Raw genomic sequence first — 22,320 nt, forward strand, 5'->3', positions numbered from 1 at the left:
ATATCCGTATCAAATGTCTAAGGAAAAAATATGGCAGGTCGTGTTGCACGTTATCAAGCAGATAGAACCAATCAAAAAATGTATTTTTGCCGAATTTATTGTCAGCAAGCTGAGCAGACTCCAACGGGTCAGTTACAAGAGGCGCATATTGAAAGCGCGCTCATGCATTTGTACGGCGGGTATTTGGCATTTTTACAAGAAGTAGCGCGCTATTATAATTTAACTATGCCAAATCCGAGTCTACAATCAATTAGTGATGCCTTGGAAGCTAAAACCCAAGTATCACCTGAAGTCATGCGGTTAAAGCAACTATTAGCTAATGATTATTTGGGTGATATCGAAAAAGCATGGCAGCAAATTATCTATAAACCTGTGCCACAAAACCTTGGTAATGAGAGTGATGAAAGCAATAAAAATGCCAAATTGCCGGTGATTGATGTCATGGCAAGTCCATCAAGTACCAATATTTCAGTCGATATGATTCGCCAATGGCGTGGCGATTTGGTTGATACCATTGATAGTTTGCGAGAAGGGATGATTGAGTTTTAATCATTTAATCAATTTTGGTATTTATCAACTTGGTACTTATCACCTTAATACTTATCAAAGACCATAAAAAAGCTCGATCATTAATCGAGCTTCTCTATTAAGGTTTATTAACTAAAGTTTATTAACGACTCATTCATTCAGTGGTTTATTACTATTTAACTGAGCGTAGTTGATATTGTTACCCGTCGTTGGCATCGGCACGGATGCTTGTTCCTCAGGGCGTTTTTGGGTAACCGCTTGCGGGGGTTTACTATCGTCACTGGTGATTTCATTGCCCTTGCTATCGACGCGTCTAGTCCCATTGTCAGTAAGCTCAATGGTTTCCTGCTCTTGTTTTTTGGATTTGGCGCGATTATTCACTGACACCCATTCCACAGGTTGACCTTTGAGCATTTTAGAGGTGAAATCCAACCAAATGGGTAGCGCCGCCACGCCACCAAATTCTTTTTTACCCATACCGATGGGTTGGTCAAAACCTACCCATACTGTCGTCACCATTCTAGGATGGATACCAGCAAACCACGCATCTTTGGCATCATTGGTAGTACCTGTCTTGCCACCTACATCTGAGCGACCTAGCGCCCGCGCCTTAATCGCGGTACCGCGCTGGATGACATCACGTAAGATATTTGCCATTTGGAATGCCACGTTAGAAGAAATAATACGCGGCGCTTGCTGCGCTGGAATATACTGAATCGGCATGGGTTTTAGCTTATCAGTGTCGGGACCTGCATCATATAACTGCGCTTCAAGCGACGCTTGGCGTGCTAGCATTTGCTGAGTGCTGGCTTCTAATGCCGCTTCTTCTTTGCTGAGTTTTTTCTTATCTTGTTTGTCTAAACTGTCTTGTTCTTTGGTTTTAGCCAGTGGGTTTGCGTTGAATAAATCCGATTTTTCAGTCGCTTTATCGCCTGCTTCAGCGTCGCCACTCTGACCACTTAACAGGGCATCTCGTTGTTCTTGAAAGGCAGTTAAGTTGTCTTCATTGGTTTGCTGTAAATCATTGTTAAAGCATACCGCACAGGCTTGTTTTGGGTTAGCTTGGTATTGCAGCTTACCGTTGTAGTCAAAAATCTGCTGAATAAAATAAGGTTGAATACGGTGACCGCCGTTAGCAAAGGTGGCATAGCCCGTCGCCATCTGTAATGGGGTTGCCTCACCAGAACCGAGTGCCAATGACAAGGTATTTGGCATGCGTTCTTTTTCCAACCCAAACTCATTGAGTAGCTCACGCGTATCAGAGATGCCCGCTGAACGTAGTACCCGAATTGACACTAGGTTACGTGATAGGTATAAACCTTTACGCAGTGGAATCATCCCCAAATTGCGACCGTCTGAGTTCTTGGGTTTCCATGAACCGACGGTCAATGGATCATCAGATATCATGGTATCTGGGCTAAAGCCTTTTTCTAGGGCAGTAGTGTAGACTAATGGCTTGATGGTTGAGCCTGGTTGGCGATAGCCTTGAATCGCGCGGTTAAATTTACTTTTATTAAAATCAAAGCCACCAACGACCGCAAGTAACGCGCCAGTTTCTGGATTGACAGATACTAGGCTGCCTTCAACGGCTGGAATTTGCACCAAACTCCAGCTGGTGTTGTCAGCATTTGATGTGACATACACAATATCATGCAGATTGACGATGTTGTTGGAGATAAATGCTGAGTTGGGATTGCGATAGTGCAATGTCGCCCAGCGCATGTTTGACCAAGGCACTTTAATCTGGGTACCGTCTTTCATGACCGCATCAAAGCCATTGCCAGGATAGACTTTGGTGACTTCAACCGGATAAAAAGAATGGATAACTGGGAAATTGGCAAGCTTGCCAAGTTTTTCTTTATCTTTTGTATTAGCAGGAGCGCCGCGCCAACCGTGGCGGCGATCATACGCAAATAGACCGCGTTTAATGGCGTTTTCTGCAATTTCTTGTGCTTCACTATTAATGGTAAGCTTTACGCGCCAGCCCGAATTGATGACAGCTTCGCCATATTGCTCTACCAATGAGGCACGGGTCATTTCCGCCAAATACGGTAAGTTTTTATCAAGTTTTGCTTGGTATAGGCGCAGTCCAATTGGTGCGGCAACCGCTTCGTCGTGTTGCGCTTGGCTAATTGCGCCATTTTTAAGCATCTGACCCAAAATCCAGTTGCGCCGCTCTAACGCGCGCTCAGGGTTGGCAACAGGATTGTATTTGGATGGCGCTTTTGGTAGACCGGCAATCATTGCCATTTCAGCAATGGTTAGGTTATTTAATGATTTACTATAATATTGCTTAGCGGCAGCTTTAATCCCATAGGCACCTTGACCCAAATAGATTTTATTAACATATAAGGTCATGATGTCTTGTTTAGACAGCTTTTCTTCAATTTTACGGGCTAAAAATAACTCCGTTAATTTACGATTAAGGGTACGTTCGGAGGATAAAAAATAATTTTTGGCAACCTGCTGGGTAATCGTTGACCCACCTGTCTGGCTATCCTCGCTCACCGCTTCGGTCAGTGCCCGCCCAATACCCTTAATACTGATACCACTGTGCTGAAAAAATGACGAATCTTCGGCTGCTAAAAAAGCATTCACCATATTTTTGGGAATTTGCTCATAACTCACTGGCAGAGACATATCATTACCGTATTGACCAATTAATTGGTTGTCCTCGGTATAGATTTGTAGTGGCATTGATAGCTTGGCTTTTTTAAGGTCATCTAAGCTTGGCAGGCTAGGTGATATATACATCGCCATACCATAAAAACCGATGGGGAAAGCTAATACCAAAATAAAAAGAAACGCTAAAATTGCAACCAAGAGATTGAGTAAAAATTTCATCCAAGTAAAGGTAGCAGCAGTCGACTGGGCCATAAAGTCATTAGCTCAAAGCAAAATAAAGCCCCATTATACCTAAAAAAATTTGAGTTCTGTGAAAAATCTATTTTGCTTTTATATTGTTTTTAAGCCACCTAATAAATTAGTCATAACTAATAGTTGAATCTCTAAAGTTTCTAAAGTATTGTAGCGTAGTAAAAATCACGTTACCGAACTTAGTATACAAGGAACAAACTTGTGAGGTTATTTACAAAAAACAACAAGCTAGTCGTTGGGGTAGATATCACTACCACTGCGATAAAAATGGTTGAAATAACACGGCAGCAAGGTCTATTTCATTTAAGAAATTACGGCATTGAACCGTTACCCCGCGGTGCAGTTGTGGATAAAAATATTGTAGATATTGACGCGGTCAGTGACGCCCTCGCAAGATTATCCCGTGGTAGAGGCTTTTCTAGTAAACATATTGCGACAGCCGTATCAGGGTCTTCGGTTATTAGCAAAATTATCGAGATGGAAGCGGATCTTACAGAGCTTGAAAGAGAATCTCGTATCCGTCTGGATGCTGACCAATATATTCCCTATCCTTTATCAGAAGTTAATTTAGATTTCGAAGTGATAGGGCCTTCAGCCACGCCTGATATGTGTAAGGTATTGTTAGTTGCCTCTCGCACTGAAAACGTCGACCAACGTGTCGATGCGGGTGCTTTGGCGGGACTTGATACTAAAATTGTGGATGTAGAGGCTTACGCAGTTGAACGTGCTTTTCAATTAATGGTCGATAGCTTGCCAGGTCAACCTCAGCATGTAGCCCTCATTGATATCGGGCATAGCCAAACCACGCTTTATATTGCAAAGGACGGGGAGTTTGTATACAGCCGTGAACAGCTTTTTGGTGGTGCACAGTTAACTGAAAGTATTCAAAGCCGTTATGGTTTGACGTTCGAGGAGGCGATGATTAATAAGCGCACCTTGTCATTGCCAGATGATTACTATACAGATGTATTAATGCCATTTTTAGATGCCATTGTGCAGCAAATCACCCGCTCGCTGCAGTTTTATTTTTCATCAAGCCAAAATAGCCAAGTAGACTATATTTTGTTGGGTGGGGGTAGTGCCAGCATTGCGGGTCTAGCAAGCATGGTTGAACAAAAACTTGGTACGCGCACAGGTATTGCCAATGCATTTTCAAATATGACGATTAATAACCATATCAACACTGAGTTACTGATTATGGACGCGCCAAGCTTAATAGCAGCTTGTGGCTTGGCGTTACGGAGTTTTGATTAATGGCAAAGATTAATTTACTTCCTTGGCGTCAAGAACTTCGTGAACGTAGAAACCGTGAGTTTATGACTTTAGTGGTTGCGGTATTGTTTTTATCGCTACTCGGTGCCTTTGCAGCATGGAGTTACTATAAAAATACCCTAGAAAACCAGCAGCTTGCTAATGAACGCATCAAACAAGAAAACGCTAATTTAGACAAGGCGTTAAAAGAAATCGAAACCCTTGAGCAGCAGCGTGATGATATCATTGCGCGTATGAAAGTGATTCAAGATTTGCAAGGTCGTCGCCCTGTCCCTGTTCGTATTTGGGACGATATTGCCAGAATTATCCCCGCACAAATGTATTTGACCAGTATGAAGCGAGAAGCTGATACCATCACCTTTACCGGTCAAGCGGACAACCCGAATGTGATTTCAACATTTATACGCAGTCTTGATGGGACGCAGTGGTTAGAAAAATCGGCGGTGGTCAGTATACAGCAGCCCAATGCAGTGGCTTATCAAGCCCCCACACCCGCACCTGCTGCCGGTAACATCAGCGCTAGCAGTACCAGCGCAACATTACCAGAAGCCAATTACGTGACTTTTGTGGTAACAACCATGGTTAAGCAAACCGACGTCGCCAGTGCCACCGCTGCGAGTGGCGTTGCGGCAAGTGCGAGTAAGGAGAAATAACGGTGAAATTAACCAATCCGCTAAAAAGACCGAGACTTGTCAAAAAACCTGTTCAAATTACCGCAAAAAAATCGTTTGATGTTAAAGCCTTCGCCGAGAGCTTTAAATCACTAGACCAAAACAATTATGGTAGTTGGCCCGTGCCTGTTAAGGTTACCGTCTTGCTATTTATGGTCGCTGTTATCGCCTTTTTAACTTGGTTTTTACCGATTAGTACCAAACGTGAGGAGATTGCCGCTGCCGAAGCCGAGCAGCAAACCTTGCTCGATCAATATCGCCAAAAAGAATCCAAAGCACGTCATTTAAAAGAATATCAAGCGCAAGTATTAAAAATGCAGTCTGATTTTAAAGAACTGCTCAATCAATTACCCAAAGACACCCGTATTTCTGACCTAGTGGATGGGATAAATATGGTTGGTGTGGGCAGTAACATTAAATTTCAGGATATCAAAGTTGAGCCAGAAGTGTCCCAAGAGTTCTTTATTGAGCAGCCAATTCGTATTGCCGCTTTAGGAGATTATCACCAATTTGGGTCATTCATTAGTGGTCTAGCTAAATTACCTCGCATTATTACCCTGCACGACTTTGAAGTTGCCAACCCGAGTCCTAGCCTAGACAAGCTACCAGAAACCAATCTTGTTTTGAACGTTAAAACTTATCGTTCAAAAGAGCTAAATGAAGAAGAATTAAAGAAGGCACAAAAAGATAATCAAAAAAATGCCGCTGGGTCTGACAATAAGGAAGCAAATAATGGCGATAAATAAAAAACAGCTCACTATTTGCTTAGCGCTATTAGCCCTATTATCTGGCTGTACTGACCGTGTCGGTTTGGCAGAGCAACAAATGCAGGACATCCGTCAAGAGCCCGCGCAACCGGTAAAGCCACCACCGACACCTGAAGTGGTACAAGAGTTTAATTACAGCGCTTCACAGCTGCGTAGCCCATTTATGCCGCCCAGTTTAATGCTGCAAGCCAATCAAGTACAGCAAATGCAAGGGGTCAGACCCGATGTGACTCGACTCAAAGAGCCGCTTGAGCAATTTGAGTTGAATGAGCTTACCTATAAAGGTACGATGGTGTCATCATCTGGCGAGGTATATGGTCTTGTTCAACGCCCAGATGGGGGCATTGCCAGTATCAAAGTGGGTAATTATATGGGTAAAAATGATGGGCGTATTGCAGAGATTACGCCAACCCAAATTAACTTAATTGAAATCATACCAGACAGTCGTGTTGGCTATGTCGAAAAACCAAACTCAATTGTTGCCGCAGTTAGTCAATAAAACAAAGGGATAACTCAATGAATTTTAATGCCTATCCATTTCGAACTTCAACGTCTAAGCTAGCGGTAGCGATGAGTGCGATGTTAGTATCTAGCAGCGTGTTTGCAGCTGATACGATTAGAAATATCTCGGTTACCACGCCGAGCGCTATGTTAACAGAACTCAATATCGACTTTGCTAATAGTGCTGTGACGCCGACGGCTTATGAACTTGCTTCACCCACACGACTGGTGTTGGATTTTCCCAATGTGAATAATCAAATTTCATCACGGATGCAAACTTATAACAAAGGCTATGTCAACAATATCACAACGCTGACCAATGACAGTATGACACGTATGATTATTGAACTGTCAAATCAAGCAACCTATAGTACGCGTGTGGTCAATAATCGCCTCGTTGTCTCCATGCAGCCGAAGGGAAGCACCCCTGCAGTACCCACCGTAGCTACCAATCCAGCAATCGTTACACCTGTGGTGACTACCCCCGTCGTTGTGAGTCAGCCCGCAGTAGTAGCGCCTGCTGTAGTTGTGACTGAACCTGCGCCTGTGGTTGTCACGCCGCCGCCTGTGGTCGTGCAAACGCCGCCACCCGTTGCCGTCGTGACCCAAACACCAAAAGCCGCCCCACCCGCCAATACCATGATAGTCAAAGTCAATCCTTTATTAAATCCTGCTGCCGCCGTTGTTCAACAATACAACTATGATGGTCTAGCAGCGATTAATTTTAATGGTACCTCGAACGGCGGCGGTAATATTAGCATTAATTTAGTGAATGACAGCATCCCTGTGGATGTGCAGCGCATGGGTGATGAGTTAGTCATTCGTCTGACAGGCGCTACCATTCCCAGTCGCCTGCAAAAACAAATGACCGTAGGTAATGGCTTGGTGCGTGATGTTATCGCAACCAACCAAGGACGCAATGGCGTGATTCGTGTTGCCATGACAGGCGATTATGACTATAAAGCCTTTCAAACAGGTAATCAGCTAAATATCAATATCGATCCCCCCAGACGTCTGCGCGAGCCGACCATTGAAGAGCGTACCTACAGCGGGGCGCCTTTATCACTAGAGTTTCAAGATGTCAGCGTGCGTACGATTTTAGAAGTTTTGGCACAACATACCAATACCAATATCGTTGCCAGTGACAGTGTCAGTGGTAATATTACCTTGCGTCTGATTAACGTGCCTTGGGATCAAGCCTTAGATATTATCCTAAAAAGTAAAAATTTGGATAAACGGGTTAATGGTAATGTAATTTGGGTGGCACCCGCGGCAGAACTTGCCAAACAAGAAGCCGATGAATTAAAAGCGCAACAAGAGAAAAAAGTATTAGATCCCCTGCGTACCGAATATATTCGACTCAACTATGCCAAAGCAGAAAATGTACGAACATTGATTGAAGCAGGCAGAGCAACATCCGATCGCTCGAGCGGCAATACCTCACTGTTAACAGACAGAGGTACAGTCACAATCGATACCCGAACCAACACCTTGATTGTTAAAGACACCGCTGAAACCATCAGCAACATTCGTGATTTGATTAGTAAAATCGATATCGCTGTCAAACAAGTGATGATTGAAGCCCGCATTGTGAGCGCGACAGACACCTTTAGTAAAGAACTTGGGGTGAAATGGGGCATTTTATCGCAAGGGGTGCATAGTAATCGTAATTTATTAGTGGGTGGTTCTGAGCAGACCATATGGGATCTTAAGAAATATAGTATGCAATCAATGACCGTAAATGGGCAAACTGTTGATTATCCTTCATACACCATTACACGACCTGACAACCTTAGTGTCAATCTAGGTGCAGCTAACCCTGCAGGACAAATTGCCTTTGGCTTGTTGAGCATTTCAGATTTACTATTAGATTTAGAATTGTCAGCCATGCAAGCGGATAACAAAGGTGAAGTCATCTCCAGTCCAAAAGTGCTAACCGCCGACAAACAAACTGCCAAAATCATGTCAGGGACGCAAATCCCTTATCAAGAAGCCTCTGCCAGTGGGGCGACCTCAACGAGCTTTATCGAAGCGGCATTGAGTCTTGAAGTCACCCCTAATATTACCCCTGAAGGTCGTATTGGCATGGATTTGAGTATTGAAAATGGTTCACCAACCATCATCAATGGCGCGACAGCGGTTTCTAAAGATTCGATTAAAACCAATGTGGTCGTCGATGATGGTCAAACGGTTGTGCTCGGTGGCGTGTTTAAAAATACCTTAGGTAACGATGTGACTAAAATCCCTTTCTTAGGGGATTTACCTTATGTTGATCGCTTCTTTAAACGCACCTCAAAAAGCAATAACAAGCAAGAATTATTGATTTTTGTGACCCCAAAATTGGTGAATGACACAGGTCGTATCAATTAATTGACAACCCAACAGACGCTTTGCATAACAAAATAGTGTTATAGCGCATTGCCACAAATCACAGTATAATGTTTTCAATATATTATAGAGTGATTTGTGGTTTTTTTATGGAGTGTAATCAACCTAAGCCGTTAATTATTTTGATTGGTCCAATGGGTGCGGGTAAGACGACAATTGGTAAACTGTTGGCGCAGCAACTTGGGTTTACGTTTTATGACAGTGATCAGGAGATAGAACGCGTCTCAGGTGCCAGTATTAGCTGGATTTTTGAAAAAGAGGGTGAAGTAGGGTTTCGTCAACGCGAAACACGTGTGCTTGATAAACTAACCCAGCTCGATCATATCGTACTAGCCACAGGCGGTGGGGCAGTTACTATCGCTGAAAATCACCATTTTTTAAAACGTGGTATAATCATTTATCTGCGGGCAGAAGTTGATATTCAATATGAACGCACTTGTCGTGACCGCAACCGTCCGTTATTACAAATAGACAATCCTAAGCAAAAGCTAACCGAACTGTTTTGTAAACGTGACCCAATTTATCAGCAGCTTGCTGATATCACCATTGTTACGGGTCATAGTTCCCCAAAAAAAATGGTGCATGACATTTTGCAGCAATTGCAAGACGCCAATATAACTGTCTAAACGTAGCACTCTCGATATGACAAGCTAATTGATGATAACCTAATAGATGACAAAAAGATAATATTGATATGAGTACCGCCATGCGCCGTGAGTTAATTGTCCATACACGTTCACACGACTATCCCATTTTTATTGGGGAAAATCTCATCGAAACCTTTGAGTTTGCTGACTATATTGGCGGCAAACAAGTATTGGTTGTCACCAATGAGACAGTTGCACCCTTATATCTTGATAAACTCGTCGCACGTCTGCCTGCCGATAAACTCATTAAAACTTGTATTTTACCTGATGGTGAGCAGTATAAAACCCAGCAAAGCATTGACCGTATTTATGATCAGTTGATGGAAAATCACTTTAACCGTGACTGTACGCTGATTGCCCTTGGTGGTGGCGTCATTGGTGATATGGTAGGTTTTGCGGCAGCAAGTTTTATGCGCGGTGTGAATTTTATCCAAATTCCCACAACTTTGTTATCGCAAGTGGATTCTAGCGTCGGCGGCAAAACAGGCATCAATCATCGCTTGGGCAAAAATATGATTGGCGCGTTTTGGCAGCCGCGTCTTGTTTTGGCAGATATGACCACGTTAAAGACCTTGCCACCGCGTGAATTATCAGCAGGGTTAGCGGAAGTCATTAAATACGCGTTAATCGGCGATGTGGCGTTTTTGGCTTGGCTTGAAACCCATATGACGTCGTTACGCACGCTCGATTTGAATTTGTTAGCCCAAGCCGTACTGATTTCTTGCCAGCATAAAGCAGATATTGTGGCGCAAGATGAGTTTGAAGCCAATACACGCGCGCTACTTAATTTTGGTCATACATTTGGGCATGTGATTGAAACACATGAAGGTTATGGCAATTGGCTGCACGGTGAAGCAGTCGCGGTAGGTATGATTCAAGCGATGCAGTTGTCACAAAAACAAGGTTGGCTCAGCGTGGATGATGTTGACAGAGCCAGTTCTTTAATCGCTCGTGCTGATTTACCCACCCATCCGCCATTCATCAAGGTGGACACAGCACTGGATTTGATGGGTCATGATAAAAAAGTCAAATCCGGCAAAATTCGTCTCGTATTACTAGAACAATTGGGACAAGCGGTATTGACTTCAGCGTATGATCCAGCATTACTGACAGACGTGCTGGCTTTGACTGACAAAGCTAATTGATATAAATTTTATAGATGGGTTAAAGCGTCATATCGGGCGTTAACCTTACCTCGGACAGAAGGTTGTTTTATGGTGCATTCTTTATCTACGCTGTATCGTTCATGGGCATTTAAAGTGACCACTTGGCTGATTTTAGCGGCGATTGCAGGCGGCTTGACGGTCATGGTGTGGATTGCTTCTGCAGTTAAGCCTGCGAAAAGTGCGGTGAAAGCGGCGAGTAATGCCAATCTAAATCAAGATCCCACCGCGCTACTATTGGCAAAAACACCTGAAGAGCTTAATACCAAAGTTAGACCCATCAAATTTGATGCGGTGATTCGTGATATGCGCAACTATCCCAAAGAATTTAAGGACAGTCGCTTTATCAAGGCTAATAATGGGAAATGGACAGTTCAAGTCATGAACGTGGTGGAGCATGAAGTGGTCACCGATTACCTAAATAGCCGTGACGATCGTGATAAATTTAATTATTTTCGTATCGTTGATGCGCATAACCAAAAACGCTTTGTGGTCACCTATGGCGTATTTGGCTCAGTACAAGAAGCGGTTGGCGCGGCTAAAGTAGTGAATTTTAATTTACCAAAAGAGGTCAAGGCATTTCCTGAAGAATTTAAAATGTATGCCCCACAAATGGATGAGTATGAAGTCGCGCCGCCCCTTCGTGATGTCGGTAAGACAGCCGCGCGGGAAGTCAAACTAAACGCCACACCAAAATTATTGCCCGCACCAAAAGCCAAAGTTGAACGGCAGCCACAAGCTGCGACCCCCACAGCAGCAGAACCCAAACGCGTAGCACCAAAAACTAGCATTGAAAAGTCAGTCAATCCGCAAGAGACCCTTTCTATCCAAGAAGGTAAAGTGATTGCTGAAAGCAACAGTAACGACTCAAACACCACCCGTTCAGAACCAAAAGTTATCAATAGCAAGAACGATAATGCTGATGTCAAACCCAAACAAACCCACAGCAAGCCGTCTGAAGAAAAGCCAAAATCCAAAGATGCCTCAAAGGATAGCATGGGCGAGTTAATCAAGCAGAAGTCCCAAGCTAACTAGTGACTTTAGACGAGTTGGTTAGTTTTGGGATTCAAATAACAGTGGATTTTTTCACCCTTTTTCGTTAATATAACGAAGGGTATCATTTTGATTTCTTATGGTACATATAGATAACAAACATGACGGTTATCTATTCCAATCTTTTATGATTCAATAGCAAACATTGCACATATTTATAGTATGCCCATTTCTTTGCTACCAGCTTGTTAAGGGAACACGCTTATGTCTTTAAATCAGTATTCAGATCAGCATAATCTTTACCAACCCGATGTGTTCAAAGACAACTGTGGGTTTGGTTTGATTGCGCATACCCATGGTGAAGCTAGTCATGACTTAGTGCAAACAGCGATTCATAGTTTAAGCTGTATGACCCACCGCGGTGGCGTGGCAGCCGATGGTAAGACAGGCGATGGTTGTGGTCTATTGATTGCGACGCCCAAAGTATTTTTTAAAAAAATCGCTTCAGACAATGGCTTTACCCTAAACGAAATTTTTGCCGTCGGTACAGTATTTGTTAACCTTGACAAAGCATTAGCACAGCATAGCCAAGATACACTAAGCGAAGCGATTGAAGCACAAGGTTTGCTAGTCGCTGGCTGGCGTGATGTGCCGGTTGATTTAAGTATCGTGGGTGACATTGCCCGTGAATCACTCCCAGGCTTTAAACAAATTTTAGTCAATTGCCCCATCAATATGGACGAGGCAACGTTTAACCGTAAATTATTCGTTGCACGCCGCAAAGCAGAAATCGAACTGAAAGATGACCCATTATTTTATGTGACTTCATTGACCTCACAAGTGGTTATCTATAAAGGCTTGGTCATGCCTGCCGATTTGCCCGCATTCTTCTTGGATTTACAAGATGAACGTTTGGCGTCACACATTGTGGTATTCCACCAACGTTTCTCAACCAATACTCTGCCAAGATGGCCATTAGCACAGCCTTTTCGCTATCTTGCCCACAATGGTGAATTAAACACGATTGATGGTAACCGTGACTGGGCAGTCGCTCGTACACCAAAATTTGTGACCGATTTGATTCCAGAGCTGCAAGAATTACAGCCACTCGTCAACCGTGTAGGCTCTGACTCATCAAGCTTAGACAATATGCTTGAAGTACTGGTGTCAGGGGGCATGGATCTATTCCGTGCGCTTTCTATCCTCGTGCCGCCCGCTTGGCAAAATGTTGACACGATGGACATGGATTTACGGGCGTTTTATGAGTTTTACTCACAGCATATGGAAGCGTGGGATGGTCCAGCCGGTCTAGTGATCCAAGATGGTCGCTATGCGGTTTGTATGCTTGACCGCAATGGGTTACGTCCATCACGTTGGGTGACTACCAAAAATGGCTATATCACCGTCGCTTCAGAAATCGGCACTTGGGATTATCAGCCTGAAGACGTGATTGCTAAAGGTCGCGTCGGACCGGGTCAAATGCTAGTGATTGACACCGAAACTGGTAACATCATGGATACCAAAGCAGTGGGTCGTCAGCTGAAAAAAGCCCACCCATATCGCCTATGGTTACGTGAAAATGCGGTACGTCTACGGGATGATGAACAGCTAGAAGAAAAAGCTTACGAGCAACGTGAAACAGGCGAGAATCTGTTAGCACTGCAAAAAATGTTTCATATCACCAATGAAGAACGCACAGAAATCATCCGTCCTTCAGCCGAAAACGGTCAAGAAGCCGTTGGCTCAATGGGGGATGATACCCCAATGGCGGTACTGTCGAAACAAGTTCGTCACGTGGCTGATTTCTTCCGTCAACAATTCGCTCAGGTTACTAACCCACCAATCGATCCTCTGCGCGAAGCGATTGTGATGTCTTTGGAAACTTGTTTGGGTAGCGAAAAGAATATTTTTGAACCCACGCCAGACCACGCCAACCGTATCGTGTTGTCATCGCCTGTGTTGTCATCGAGCAAAATGATGCAACTACGCAGCGTCACAAAACCAGGTTTTGAAATTGAAACCATTGATTTAAATTATGATGAATCAATGCCATTAGAAGATGCCATCAAACAAATCTGTGAGCAAGCTGCCGAAGCGGTACGTGCAGGTAAAGTATTGATTGTATTATCTGACCGCAATATTGAAAAAGGTAAAGTACCTGCCAATGCCATTATGGTGACCGGTGCGGTGCATCATCACTTGATTAATGTGGGTTTACGCGCAGATGCCAACTTAATCATCGAAACAGGTTTGGTACGTGATTCGCACCAATTAGCGGTCTTGTTAGGGTTTGGTGCTACCGCGGTTTATCCATACTTGGCTTACAATGTGATTGCAGACTTGGTCGATAAAGGCGACTTGCTTGGTGACCCGTTGTACGCCAAAAATAACTTCCGCAAAAGCTTGGATAAAGGCTTATTAAAAATCCTATCAAAAATGGGTATTTCGACCGTCTCTTCTTACCGCGGCGCGCAATTGTTTGAAGCCGTGGGTTTATCAGAAGAAGTGGTTGAGCTTTGTTTTACTGGGGTTGAAAGCCGTATCTCAGGTGCCACGTTTGAAGATTTGGCGATTGACCAACAAATCTTGGCAAAAAACGCCTTTACCAAACGTGTACCGCTTGACCAAGGCGGCTTGTTAAAATTTGTCTTTAACAAAGAATACCACGCCTTCAACCCAGATGTGATTCAAGCGCTACATAAAGCGGTACGCACGGGCGACTACGACAACTACAAAGAATATGCGTCGATTGTCAACAGCCGCCCTGTAGCGACGTTACGTGATTTGCTGCAGTTAGATACTAGCAAATCCATCAGTGTTGATGACGTTGAGCCCATTGAACAAATCCTAAAACGCTTTGACTCAGCAGGTATGTCATTAGGCGCCTTGTCACCAGAAGCACACGAGGCGATTGCAACCGCGATGAACACGATTGGCGGACGTTCAAACTCGGGTGAGGGCGGTGAAGATCCCACGCGTTATGGCACGATTCGTAACTCAAAAATCAAACAAGTCGCCTCAGGTCGTTTTGGGGTTACGCCGGCTTACTTGCGTTCTGCAGAAGTCATGCAGATTAAAATCGCGCAGGGGGCAAAACCTGGTGAAGGCGGTCAGTTACCCGGTGGTAAAGTAAATAGCTTAATTGCGCGTTTGCGTTACTCAGTGCCAGGTGTGACCTTGATTTCACCGCCACCGCATCATGATATTTATTCGATTGAGGACTTGGCGCAGCTAATTTTTGACTTAAAACAAGTCAATCCAAACGCGCTTGTGTCAGTCAAATTGGTGTCTCGACCAGGTGTAGGTACCATTGCAACAGGTGTGGCAAAAGCGTATGCCGATTTGATTACTATTTCGGGTTATGACGGTGGTACAGCCGCATCACCTTTATCATCAATTCACTACGCTGGCTCGCCTTGGGAACTAGGTTTATCTGAAGCGCATCAATCGCTTCGTGTCAACGGGTTACGTCATAAAGTACGCGTGCAAACAGATGGTGGTCTAAAAACGGGTTTGGATGTCGTAAAAGCAGCAATCTTGGGGGCGGAAAGCTTCGGTTTCGGTACCACGCCGATGATTGCCGTAGGCTGTAAATACTTGCGTATCTGTCACTTAAACAACTGTCCAACGGGTGTGGCAACGCAAAAATCAGAACTGCGCGATGAGCATTTTATCGGTGAAGCCGAAATGCTGATTAATTTCTTTAGATTTGTGGCACAAGAAACCCGTGAATGGTTGGCGGCATTGGGCGTACGCTCAATGGAAGAGCTTGTGGGTCGCACCGACTTACTATCAGTCATGTCAGGCACCACCAACAAGCAACAACACCTAAACTTAGCGCCGTTATTATTTACCCATAGCAAAGGCGATGGCAAACCACAAACCTGCCAAGTTGAGCGCAATGAGCCATTTGACAAAGGCTTGCTCGCTGAACAAATGGTTATCGATATGATGGATACCATCAAATCAGCTAAAGGCGGTGACTTTAGCTATCGTATTGGCAACTGTGACCGTTCTATCGGTGCGCGTATCTCAGGGGAGATTGCTGCGCTGCATGGCAACAACGGTATGGCAAGCGCGCCAATCAACTTGCACTTAACCGGCACTGCGGGTCAAAGTTTAGGTGTGTGGAATGCAGGCGGCTTAAACATTAAGCTTGAAGGGGATGCCAACGACTACGTAGGTAAAGGCATGGCAGGGGGTGAAATCGTGATTTACCCACCAAAAGGCTCGACGTTTGCTAGCCAGCAAACCGCTATCATCGGTAACACCTGTCTGTATGGTGCCACAAGCGGTCATCTGTATGCGGCAGGTACTGCCGGTGAACGTTTTGCGGTTCGTAATTCAGGTTGTTTTGCGGTGGTTGAAGGTACCGGTGACCACTGCTGTGAATACATGACGGGTGGTGTAGTGACGGTGTTGGGTAAAACAGGGCTAAACTTCGGTGCTGGTATGACAGGCGGTTTTGCTTATGTACTTGACTTAGATGGCGATTTCTTTGACCGTTGTAACCATGAGCTTATCGATATGCATCGTATCTCAAGTGAGCAAACAGAAAATCACCGTATCAACTTGATGTCGATTATCAAAACACACGTGGCAAAAACAGGTAGCCAATGGGGTCAAACCATCCTTGACGACTTTGAGCATTATGTTCGTAAGTTCTATTTGGTCAAACCAAAAGCCGCGAACATTACTTCGCTACTAAAAACGACCATGGCAGACCCACAATAAGCGATTGTGTAGCATAATTTGATGATATTGGATTGCTAAAGGTAGCGCGTGACCAGCGCTCTACCTTTAACTTAAATTTTAAAAGTTCGCTGTCAAGCAGGTCGGTATACAGTGAATCGCTGGATACCACTCACTTAGGAGCATTGTGGCATGGCAAAACGATTACACAACGATTTTCAGTTTTTAGACGTCGCACGTGTCGACCCTTCAAAAAAAGACATTAATACCCGTACTCACGAGTTTGTTGAGATTTACTATCCATTTGAGCAAGACAAGGTGACGGACCAAGCGCACCGTTGTCTTGAATGTGGCAACCCTTACTGTGAATGGAAATGTCCCGTTCACAACTACATTCCAAACTGGCTAAAACTGGCTACCGAAGGTCATATTTTCCAAGCGGCAGATTTATGCCACCAAACCAACACGTTGCCAGAAGTCTGTGGGCGAGTATGTCCCCAAGACCGTCTGTGTGAAGGGGCTTGTACCCTCAATGACGGCTTTGGGGCGGTCACCATTGGGAACGTGGAAAAATACATCACCGATACTGCATTTGCGCTAGGCTGGCGTCCAGATATGAGCGGTGTGACTTGGACGGATAAAAAAGTTGCGGTGATTGGCGCAGGTCCTGCGGGTCTTGGCTGTGCTGACATATTGGTTCGTAATGGCGTCAAACCTGTGGTATTTGACAAACGCCCTGAAATTGGCGGACTACTGACCTTTGGTATTCCAGAGTTTAAAATGGAAAAAAATGTCATGCGTCGTCGCCGCGAAGTGTTCGAAAGCATGGGCATTGAATTTCGTTTAAATACCGAAATTGGTAAAGATGTCACCATTGATGAATTACTCTCTGAGTATGACGCGGTGTTTATGGGTATGGGTACCTATACCTATATGCGTGGCGGTTATGCCGGTGAAGAGTTATCTGGCGTGTATGATGCGCTTGATTTCTTAATCGCAAACGTCAACCGCTGCCAAGGTTGGGAAACGAACCCACAAGAGTACATCGACTTACAAGGTAAAAAAGTGGTCGTCCTTGGCGGTGGTGATACTGCTATGGACTGTAACCGTACCAGTATCCGCCAAGGTGCAACTACTGTGACTTGTGCCTATCGCCGTGATGAAGAGAATATGCCAGGCTCACGCCGTGAAGTTCGTAACGCGCGTGAAGAAGGCGTACAGTTTTTATTTAACCGTCAGCCGATTGAAATTATCGGTTTAAACGGTAAAGTAACCGGTGTTAAAGTGGTGACCACTAAGCTTGGCGAACCCGATAACCGTGGTCGCCGTAGCCCAGAGCCTATTCCCAATTCAGAAGAAATCTTGCCAGCCGATGCGGTGATTATGGCATTTGGTTTCCGTACCAGCCCTGCTGATTGGTTTACCACCCAAGGCATCGAGATGGATAATAGCGGACGGGTGATCGCGCCTGAGTTACAAACCTATAAATATCAAACTAAGAATCCAAAAATCTTCGCAGGTGGCGATATGGTACGGGGTTCAGACTTGGTGGTAACGGCGATTTGGGAAGGTCGCGAGGCCGCTAAAGGTATCCTAGATTACCTAGATGTTTAAGCGTGAACCTTCTTTAGCTAAGAATTGCTGTTAATTACGCCAAAAAAACCCAATGTTGATTGGGTTTTTTTACAGGTAAATTTCGGTGCGTTTTTGTCCACTTTGGGCTATTATGTCGCATAAATTCATCATACTATTAGGTCAATGACATGCCATTTGCGCAGCATTTTCGTCCCGCTACTTGGGCAAAATTACGGTGTCAACATGCCAATCTTTATCAAATCGATGAGCAGCTGTTTCGTAGTGAGCAGCTGACGCCCGATGATATCGGTATTATCCAGCAATACGGCATCAATACCCTTATCAATTTACGATTTTTTGATCGCGATGATAACGAAGAAAATTTAGCCAATTTACCGCTAACCTTTATCAATCACCCATTGATGACTTGGGCGATTAAGCCGCAGCAACTTGCTGAAATTTTGTATGATATTTTGTGGCACCAAGCACGTGGCGACAAGGTGCTCGTGCATTGTTATCATGGCTCAGATCGCACGGGTATTACCGTTGCTATGTATCGCATTTTGGTACAAAACTGGACGATTGAGCATGCCAAAATAGAAATGCAGGACGGCGGGTATGGCTTTCACTGGATTTGGATTAATATCAGCAATTTATTGACCGAGAAAAAAGTGCAAGAAGTGCAACACGCCTTGTTAGCGCTACAACGCCAAAAGCCTATTATTAGCCAACCTTAAAACCCATCAAGCGACATTAACTTTGGATAGCCTGTGAATATCAAACGACTGTTAGGTGAAACCATTATCTATGGTATCGGTGCGATTTTACCCCGTGTCATTACCTTTTTACTCAATCCGTTGTATATCAATTACATCGATAAAGAAGCCTTTGCTATCTTTACCAGCCTATATGCCTGGATTGCTTTTATCAATATTGTGCTCACTTTTGGTTTTGAAACATCTTATTTTCGCTTTTCAGGAGAAGATAAAACAGGCGCCGCCGAAAAAAATGTGTTTAGCACGGCGTTTTGGTTTATTGGCATGTTGGCAGGCAGTTTTTTGGTCATGGTGTTGCTCTTTAGCAATCCGTTATCAATCCTGATGGATTATGGCAATCACCCCGAATTTTTGCGCTGGTTTGCTTGGATTGCATTTTTTGATGCGATTTGTACCATTCCGTTTGCTTGGCTACGTTATCATAACCAGCCTGTGAAGTATTCGGTGGTGCGTGTGGTGTCAATTTTGATACAAACTGTGGTGGTCATTGCGCTATTTCGCTTTGTGCCCATTGAGGCTGCCAAAAGTTTCGGTTTGACCGAGCAAGTGGCGTATCCGTTTTTCGCCAATTTAGTTGCCAGTCTCGCCACTTTTATGATGCTGTTTCCAATTATCAAAAAAGTGCGCTTACATTTTGATAAAGCCTTGTTCAAACGTATGATTCGCTATTCTTATCCGGTCATGCTGGCAGGGTTGGCGTTTATGGTGAATGAAAACTTCGATAAAATCATTCAATATTATATGATTGATAAAGGCGATGCGGGGGCATACGGTGGCTGCTACAAATTAGCAGTATTAATGACTTTGTTTGTGACCGCGTATCGGATGGGGATTGAGCCGTTTTTATTCAAACAAATGCACCATGCCAATGCCAAACATACTTATGCCATGATGACAGAGTACTTTGCTTTATTTGCATCGGTGGTGGCGCTTGGAATTATTGCCAATATTTCATGGCTCAAACGGTTATTTATCACCGATCCCAGTTATTGGACAGCGATTAATATCGTGCCGATTATCGTCATTGCAAACCTATGTTTTGGGATTTATTACAATCTATCAACTTGGTATAAGGTAACTGACCGTACTGGGATTGGCTCAGCCATTTCATGGCTTGGGGCAGGACTGACCATTTTGCTCCATATGCTGTTTTTAAAACAATACGGCTTTATGGTGTCGGCGTGGGTGACGCTTTTTGTTTACTTCCTCATGATGGTAGTATCGTACGCGCTTGGACAGCATTTTTATCCGATACCTTACCAAACCAAAAAAATCGTTTTCTTTTTGGGCACGCTGATGCTGTTTAGCGTGATAATCGTCAGTGCTTTTCAAATGAATTTTTGGTTATCCAATACCTTATTACTGGTCTATATTGGCTTAATGGGCTATAGCGAGCGCGCGCTATTAAAACGTTTGGTAAAGGCAAAAGCATAATGATTGAGCCATAATAAGATTTTAATTGGTCCCAGTATTTAATTTAGCCAAATTACCCTTATATCAATTACTAGTCGCAATTGATTCACCTTGCGCAAAAAAGTTTGCTATAGTAACAGCAGGAGAATCAATGAATTGCTACTTACCTGTGATAGACATGGGTAAGTCATCTCATGAGAAGGAGTTTTTCATGCAACAATCAAGTATGCCACAAGCAACTACCCAGCTAGCCAATCCTCTATTAGCGAATAATGAACAACTGGTAGCAGTGTCTGCCAAAGACATTGTCAAACAACATCTCGATAAACTGGGTATACCCCAAGATATTCAGATTGACGATGCCGAATTTGCAGAAAAAAAACAGCGCATTGCCGATTTGTTAAAACAGCATAATGCCACGTTGATTGCTCACTATTACACCGACCCAAAAATCCAAGCAATTGCCGAAGCCACAGGCGGTATCGTGTCGGATAGTTTAGAGATGGCAAGGTTTGGGCGTGATAGTGATGCCGATGTGCTGATTGTTGCAGGTGTCAAATTCATGGGTGAGACTGCTAAAATCCTAAGCCCAGCAAAAACGGTATTAATGCCAACGCTAGAAGCCACTTGCTCACTAGATTTGGGTTGCCCGATTGAAGACTTTAGCGCGTTTTGTGACCAACATCCTGACCGTACTGTAGTCGTGTATGCCAATACCTCAGCGGCTGTTAAAGCGCGGGCAGATTGGGTGGTGACATCGAGTATCGCGGTTGAGCTCATTGACCATCTAGACAGCCAAGGTGAAAAAATCATTTGGGCACCTGACCAGCATTTGGGGCGTTATATCCAGCAAAAAGTGGGCGCAGATATGCTACTGTGGGATGGTGCTTGCATCGTGCATGAAGAATTCCGTAGCCGCAGCCTAAAAACCATGAAAGAGATGTACCCCGATGCCGCCGTATTGGTACACCCAGAATCACCCATTGAGATGACCCAAATGGCAGATGCCGTCGGTAGCACCAGTCAGCTGATTAAAGCGGCGCAAACCCTGCCGCACAAGATGTTCATCGTCGCAACGGATCGCGGTATTTTTTATAAAATGCAGCAAGCGGCGCCAGATAAGGTGTTTATCGAAGCGCCGACGCGTGGGGAAGGTGCAACCTGTCGTTCATGTGCGCACTGCCCGTGGATGGCGATGAATGATTTAGACCAAATCATCCATGCACTGGAGAAAGTAGGCACGCCTGACGCCATACCGCACGAGATTTTTGTTGATGCGCAGCTAATCGAACAAGCTAAAAAACCCCTAGATCGAATGCTCGCGTTTGGCGCCACGCTCAAAAGATAGGCATCAACAACCATCGTCTGTTTTTAAAATATTGAAAAAAGTCGTTGACAGCCTAACTAACTTGCTTTAATATACGCACCACTTAGCGATGATAGCCTTTAAGCTCACCATTGCTAAGGTATTGAAGTAACAATTAAAGCCTAGTTAGGCAATCGGAGTGTAGCACAGCTTGGTAGTGCACCTGGTTTGGGACCAGGGGGTCGAAGGTTCGAATCCTTTCACTCCGACCATTTATCTTTTACACTTACCCAAGTTAAACAGATAAATCAAGAGCCGAGCAGGCTTTTTTTATGCGCCTGTAGCTCAGTTGGATAGAGCACCCGCCTTCTAAGTGGGTGGTCACAGGTTCGAATCCTGTCAGGCGCGCATTTTGCTAGTCTGTAAAACCTACCTTATGGCGGATGTAGCTCAGTTGGTAGAGCCCCGGGTTGTGATCTCGGTTGTCGTGGGTTCGAGTCCCATCATTCGCCCCATATTCAAAAAAAGCCCTTAATTCAATGAATTAAGGGCTTTTTTTATGCCCTATCTATTATCTTGTGTATTTATTACGTTTGCAAATTTGTTATAAAAAACAACGGTTGTGCTACACTTTTTTAGGATGAACTATTATCTATTTTATATACTAGGGTCATATAGTGTACTAAAAGATAAGCTTGTAAAGGTAAATTGCCAATAGCGTAACTTTACCTGATAAAAAACCTAAAATAAA

15 protein-coding genes and 3 tRNA genes are annotated in these 22,320 nt (G+C 44.2%); 17 read left to right on the forward strand and 1 reads right to left on the reverse strand.

Translation table 11 applies throughout. The features are described from left to right. The first annotated feature begins 30 nt into the window (after positions 1-30). Positions 31-549, forward strand: a complete 519-nt coding sequence (locus RTJ53_RS07300) for a DUF6586 family protein (RefSeq protein ID WP_312276461.1) — start codon at positions 31-33, stop codon at positions 547-549. Between the two features lie 129 nt (positions 550-678). Here RTJ53_RS07300 and RTJ53_RS07305 read toward each other — a convergent pair whose 3' ends face one another. Beyond that, positions 679-3,405 (reverse strand): penicillin-binding protein 1A, encoded by a 2,727-nt coding sequence (locus RTJ53_RS07305; protein WP_312276462.1) that lies wholly within the window; start codon positions 3,403-3,405, stop codon positions 679-681. A 201-nt stretch (positions 3,406-3,606) separates the two neighbouring features. On the opposite strand from RTJ53_RS07305, the gene RTJ53_RS07310 reads away from it, so the two are divergent. The 16 genes from RTJ53_RS07310 to RTJ53_RS07385 all read left to right on the forward strand — a co-directional run bounded on the left by RTJ53_RS07310 (position 3,607) and on the right by RTJ53_RS07385 (position 22,084). Next, positions 3,607-4,659 (forward strand): pilus assembly protein PilM, encoded by a 1,053-nt coding sequence (locus tag RTJ53_RS07310; protein WP_224053501.1) that lies wholly within the window; start codon positions 3,607-3,609, stop codon positions 4,657-4,659. Then, positions 4,659-5,330 carry a PilN domain-containing protein gene (locus tag RTJ53_RS07315; protein WP_135888357.1) on the forward strand — a complete coding sequence of 224 codons (672 nt, stop codon included), beginning with the start codon at positions 4,659-4,661 and terminating at the stop codon, positions 5,328-5,330. Before RTJ53_RS07310 ends, RTJ53_RS07315 begins: the two co-directional genes overlap by 1 nt. Before the next feature lie 2 nt (positions 5,331-5,332). Continuing rightward, the gene (locus RTJ53_RS07320) at positions 5,333-6,094 is read left to right on the forward strand and encodes a type IV pilus inner membrane component PilO (protein ID WP_409418148.1); all 762 of its coding nucleotides are present in this window, start codon (positions 5,333-5,335) and stop codon (positions 6,092-6,094) included. Beyond that, on the forward strand, positions 6,081-6,614 hold the full coding sequence (locus tag RTJ53_RS07325) for a pilus assembly protein PilP (protein WP_312276463.1): 534 nt from the start codon (positions 6,081-6,083) through the stop codon (positions 6,612-6,614). The genes RTJ53_RS07320 and RTJ53_RS07325 overlap by 14 nt, the downstream gene beginning before the upstream one ends. Before the next feature lie 17 nt (positions 6,615-6,631). After that, complete coding sequence (pilQ, locus tag RTJ53_RS07330; protein ID WP_312276464.1) at positions 6,632-8,986, forward strand: type IV pilus secretin PilQ; 2,355 nt, start codon at positions 6,632-6,634, stop codon at positions 8,984-8,986. A 107-nt stretch (positions 8,987-9,093) separates the two neighbouring features. After that, positions 9,094-9,630, forward strand: a complete 537-nt coding sequence (locus RTJ53_RS07335) for a shikimate kinase (RefSeq protein WP_312276465.1) — start codon at positions 9,094-9,096, stop codon at positions 9,628-9,630. Positions 9,631-9,698: 68 nt separating this feature from the next. After that, positions 9,699-10,796, forward strand: coding sequence for a 3-dehydroquinate synthase (gene aroB, locus RTJ53_RS07340; RefSeq protein WP_312276466.1), 1,098 nt, complete (start codon positions 9,699-9,701; stop codon positions 10,794-10,796). Between the two features lie 69 nt (positions 10,797-10,865). Then, positions 10,866-11,849 (forward strand): hypothetical protein, encoded by a 984-nt coding sequence (locus tag RTJ53_RS07345; protein WP_312276467.1) that lies wholly within the window; start codon positions 10,866-10,868, stop codon positions 11,847-11,849. A 222-nt stretch (positions 11,850-12,071) separates the two neighbouring features. Continuing rightward, positions 12,072-16,541 (forward strand): glutamate synthase large subunit, encoded by a 4,470-nt coding sequence (gene gltB, locus RTJ53_RS07350; RefSeq protein ID WP_312276468.1) that lies wholly within the window; start codon positions 12,072-12,074, stop codon positions 16,539-16,541. 150 nt (positions 16,542-16,691) lie between these two features. Continuing rightward, positions 16,692-18,113, forward strand: a complete 1,422-nt coding sequence (locus RTJ53_RS07355) for an FAD-dependent oxidoreductase (RefSeq protein WP_312276469.1) — start codon at positions 16,692-16,694, stop codon at positions 18,111-18,113. Positions 18,114-18,262: 149 nt separating this feature from the next. Then, complete coding sequence (locus tag RTJ53_RS07360; RefSeq protein ID WP_128680624.1) at positions 18,263-18,811, forward strand: tyrosine-protein phosphatase; 549 nt, start codon at positions 18,263-18,265, stop codon at positions 18,809-18,811. 33 nt (positions 18,812-18,844) lie between these two features. Then, the gene (locus tag RTJ53_RS07365; protein ID WP_312276470.1) at positions 18,845-20,284 is read left to right on the forward strand and encodes a lipopolysaccharide biosynthesis protein; all 1,440 of its coding nucleotides are present in this window, start codon (positions 18,845-18,847) and stop codon (positions 20,282-20,284) included. 205 nt (positions 20,285-20,489) lie between these two features. Continuing rightward, the gene (gene nadA / locus RTJ53_RS07370; RefSeq protein WP_312276543.1) at positions 20,490-21,611 is read left to right on the forward strand and encodes a quinolinate synthase NadA; all 1,122 of its coding nucleotides are present in this window, start codon (positions 20,490-20,492) and stop codon (positions 21,609-21,611) included. 153 nt (positions 21,612-21,764) lie between these two features. Next, positions 21,765-21,841 (forward strand) — tRNA-Pro (locus tag RTJ53_RS07375). Between the two features lie 62 nt (positions 21,842-21,903). Continuing rightward, a tRNA-Arg gene (locus tag RTJ53_RS07380) sits at positions 21,904-21,977 on the forward strand. A 31-nt stretch (positions 21,978-22,008) separates the two neighbouring features. Continuing rightward, positions 22,009-22,084 (forward strand) — tRNA-His (locus tag RTJ53_RS07385). The last annotated feature ends 236 nt before the right edge of the window (positions 22,085-22,320 follow it).

This window comes from Moraxella sp. CTOTU46711, from assembly GCF_031975715.1.
Classification (GTDB): Bacteria; Pseudomonadota; Gammaproteobacteria; order Pseudomonadales; family Moraxellaceae; genus Faucicola.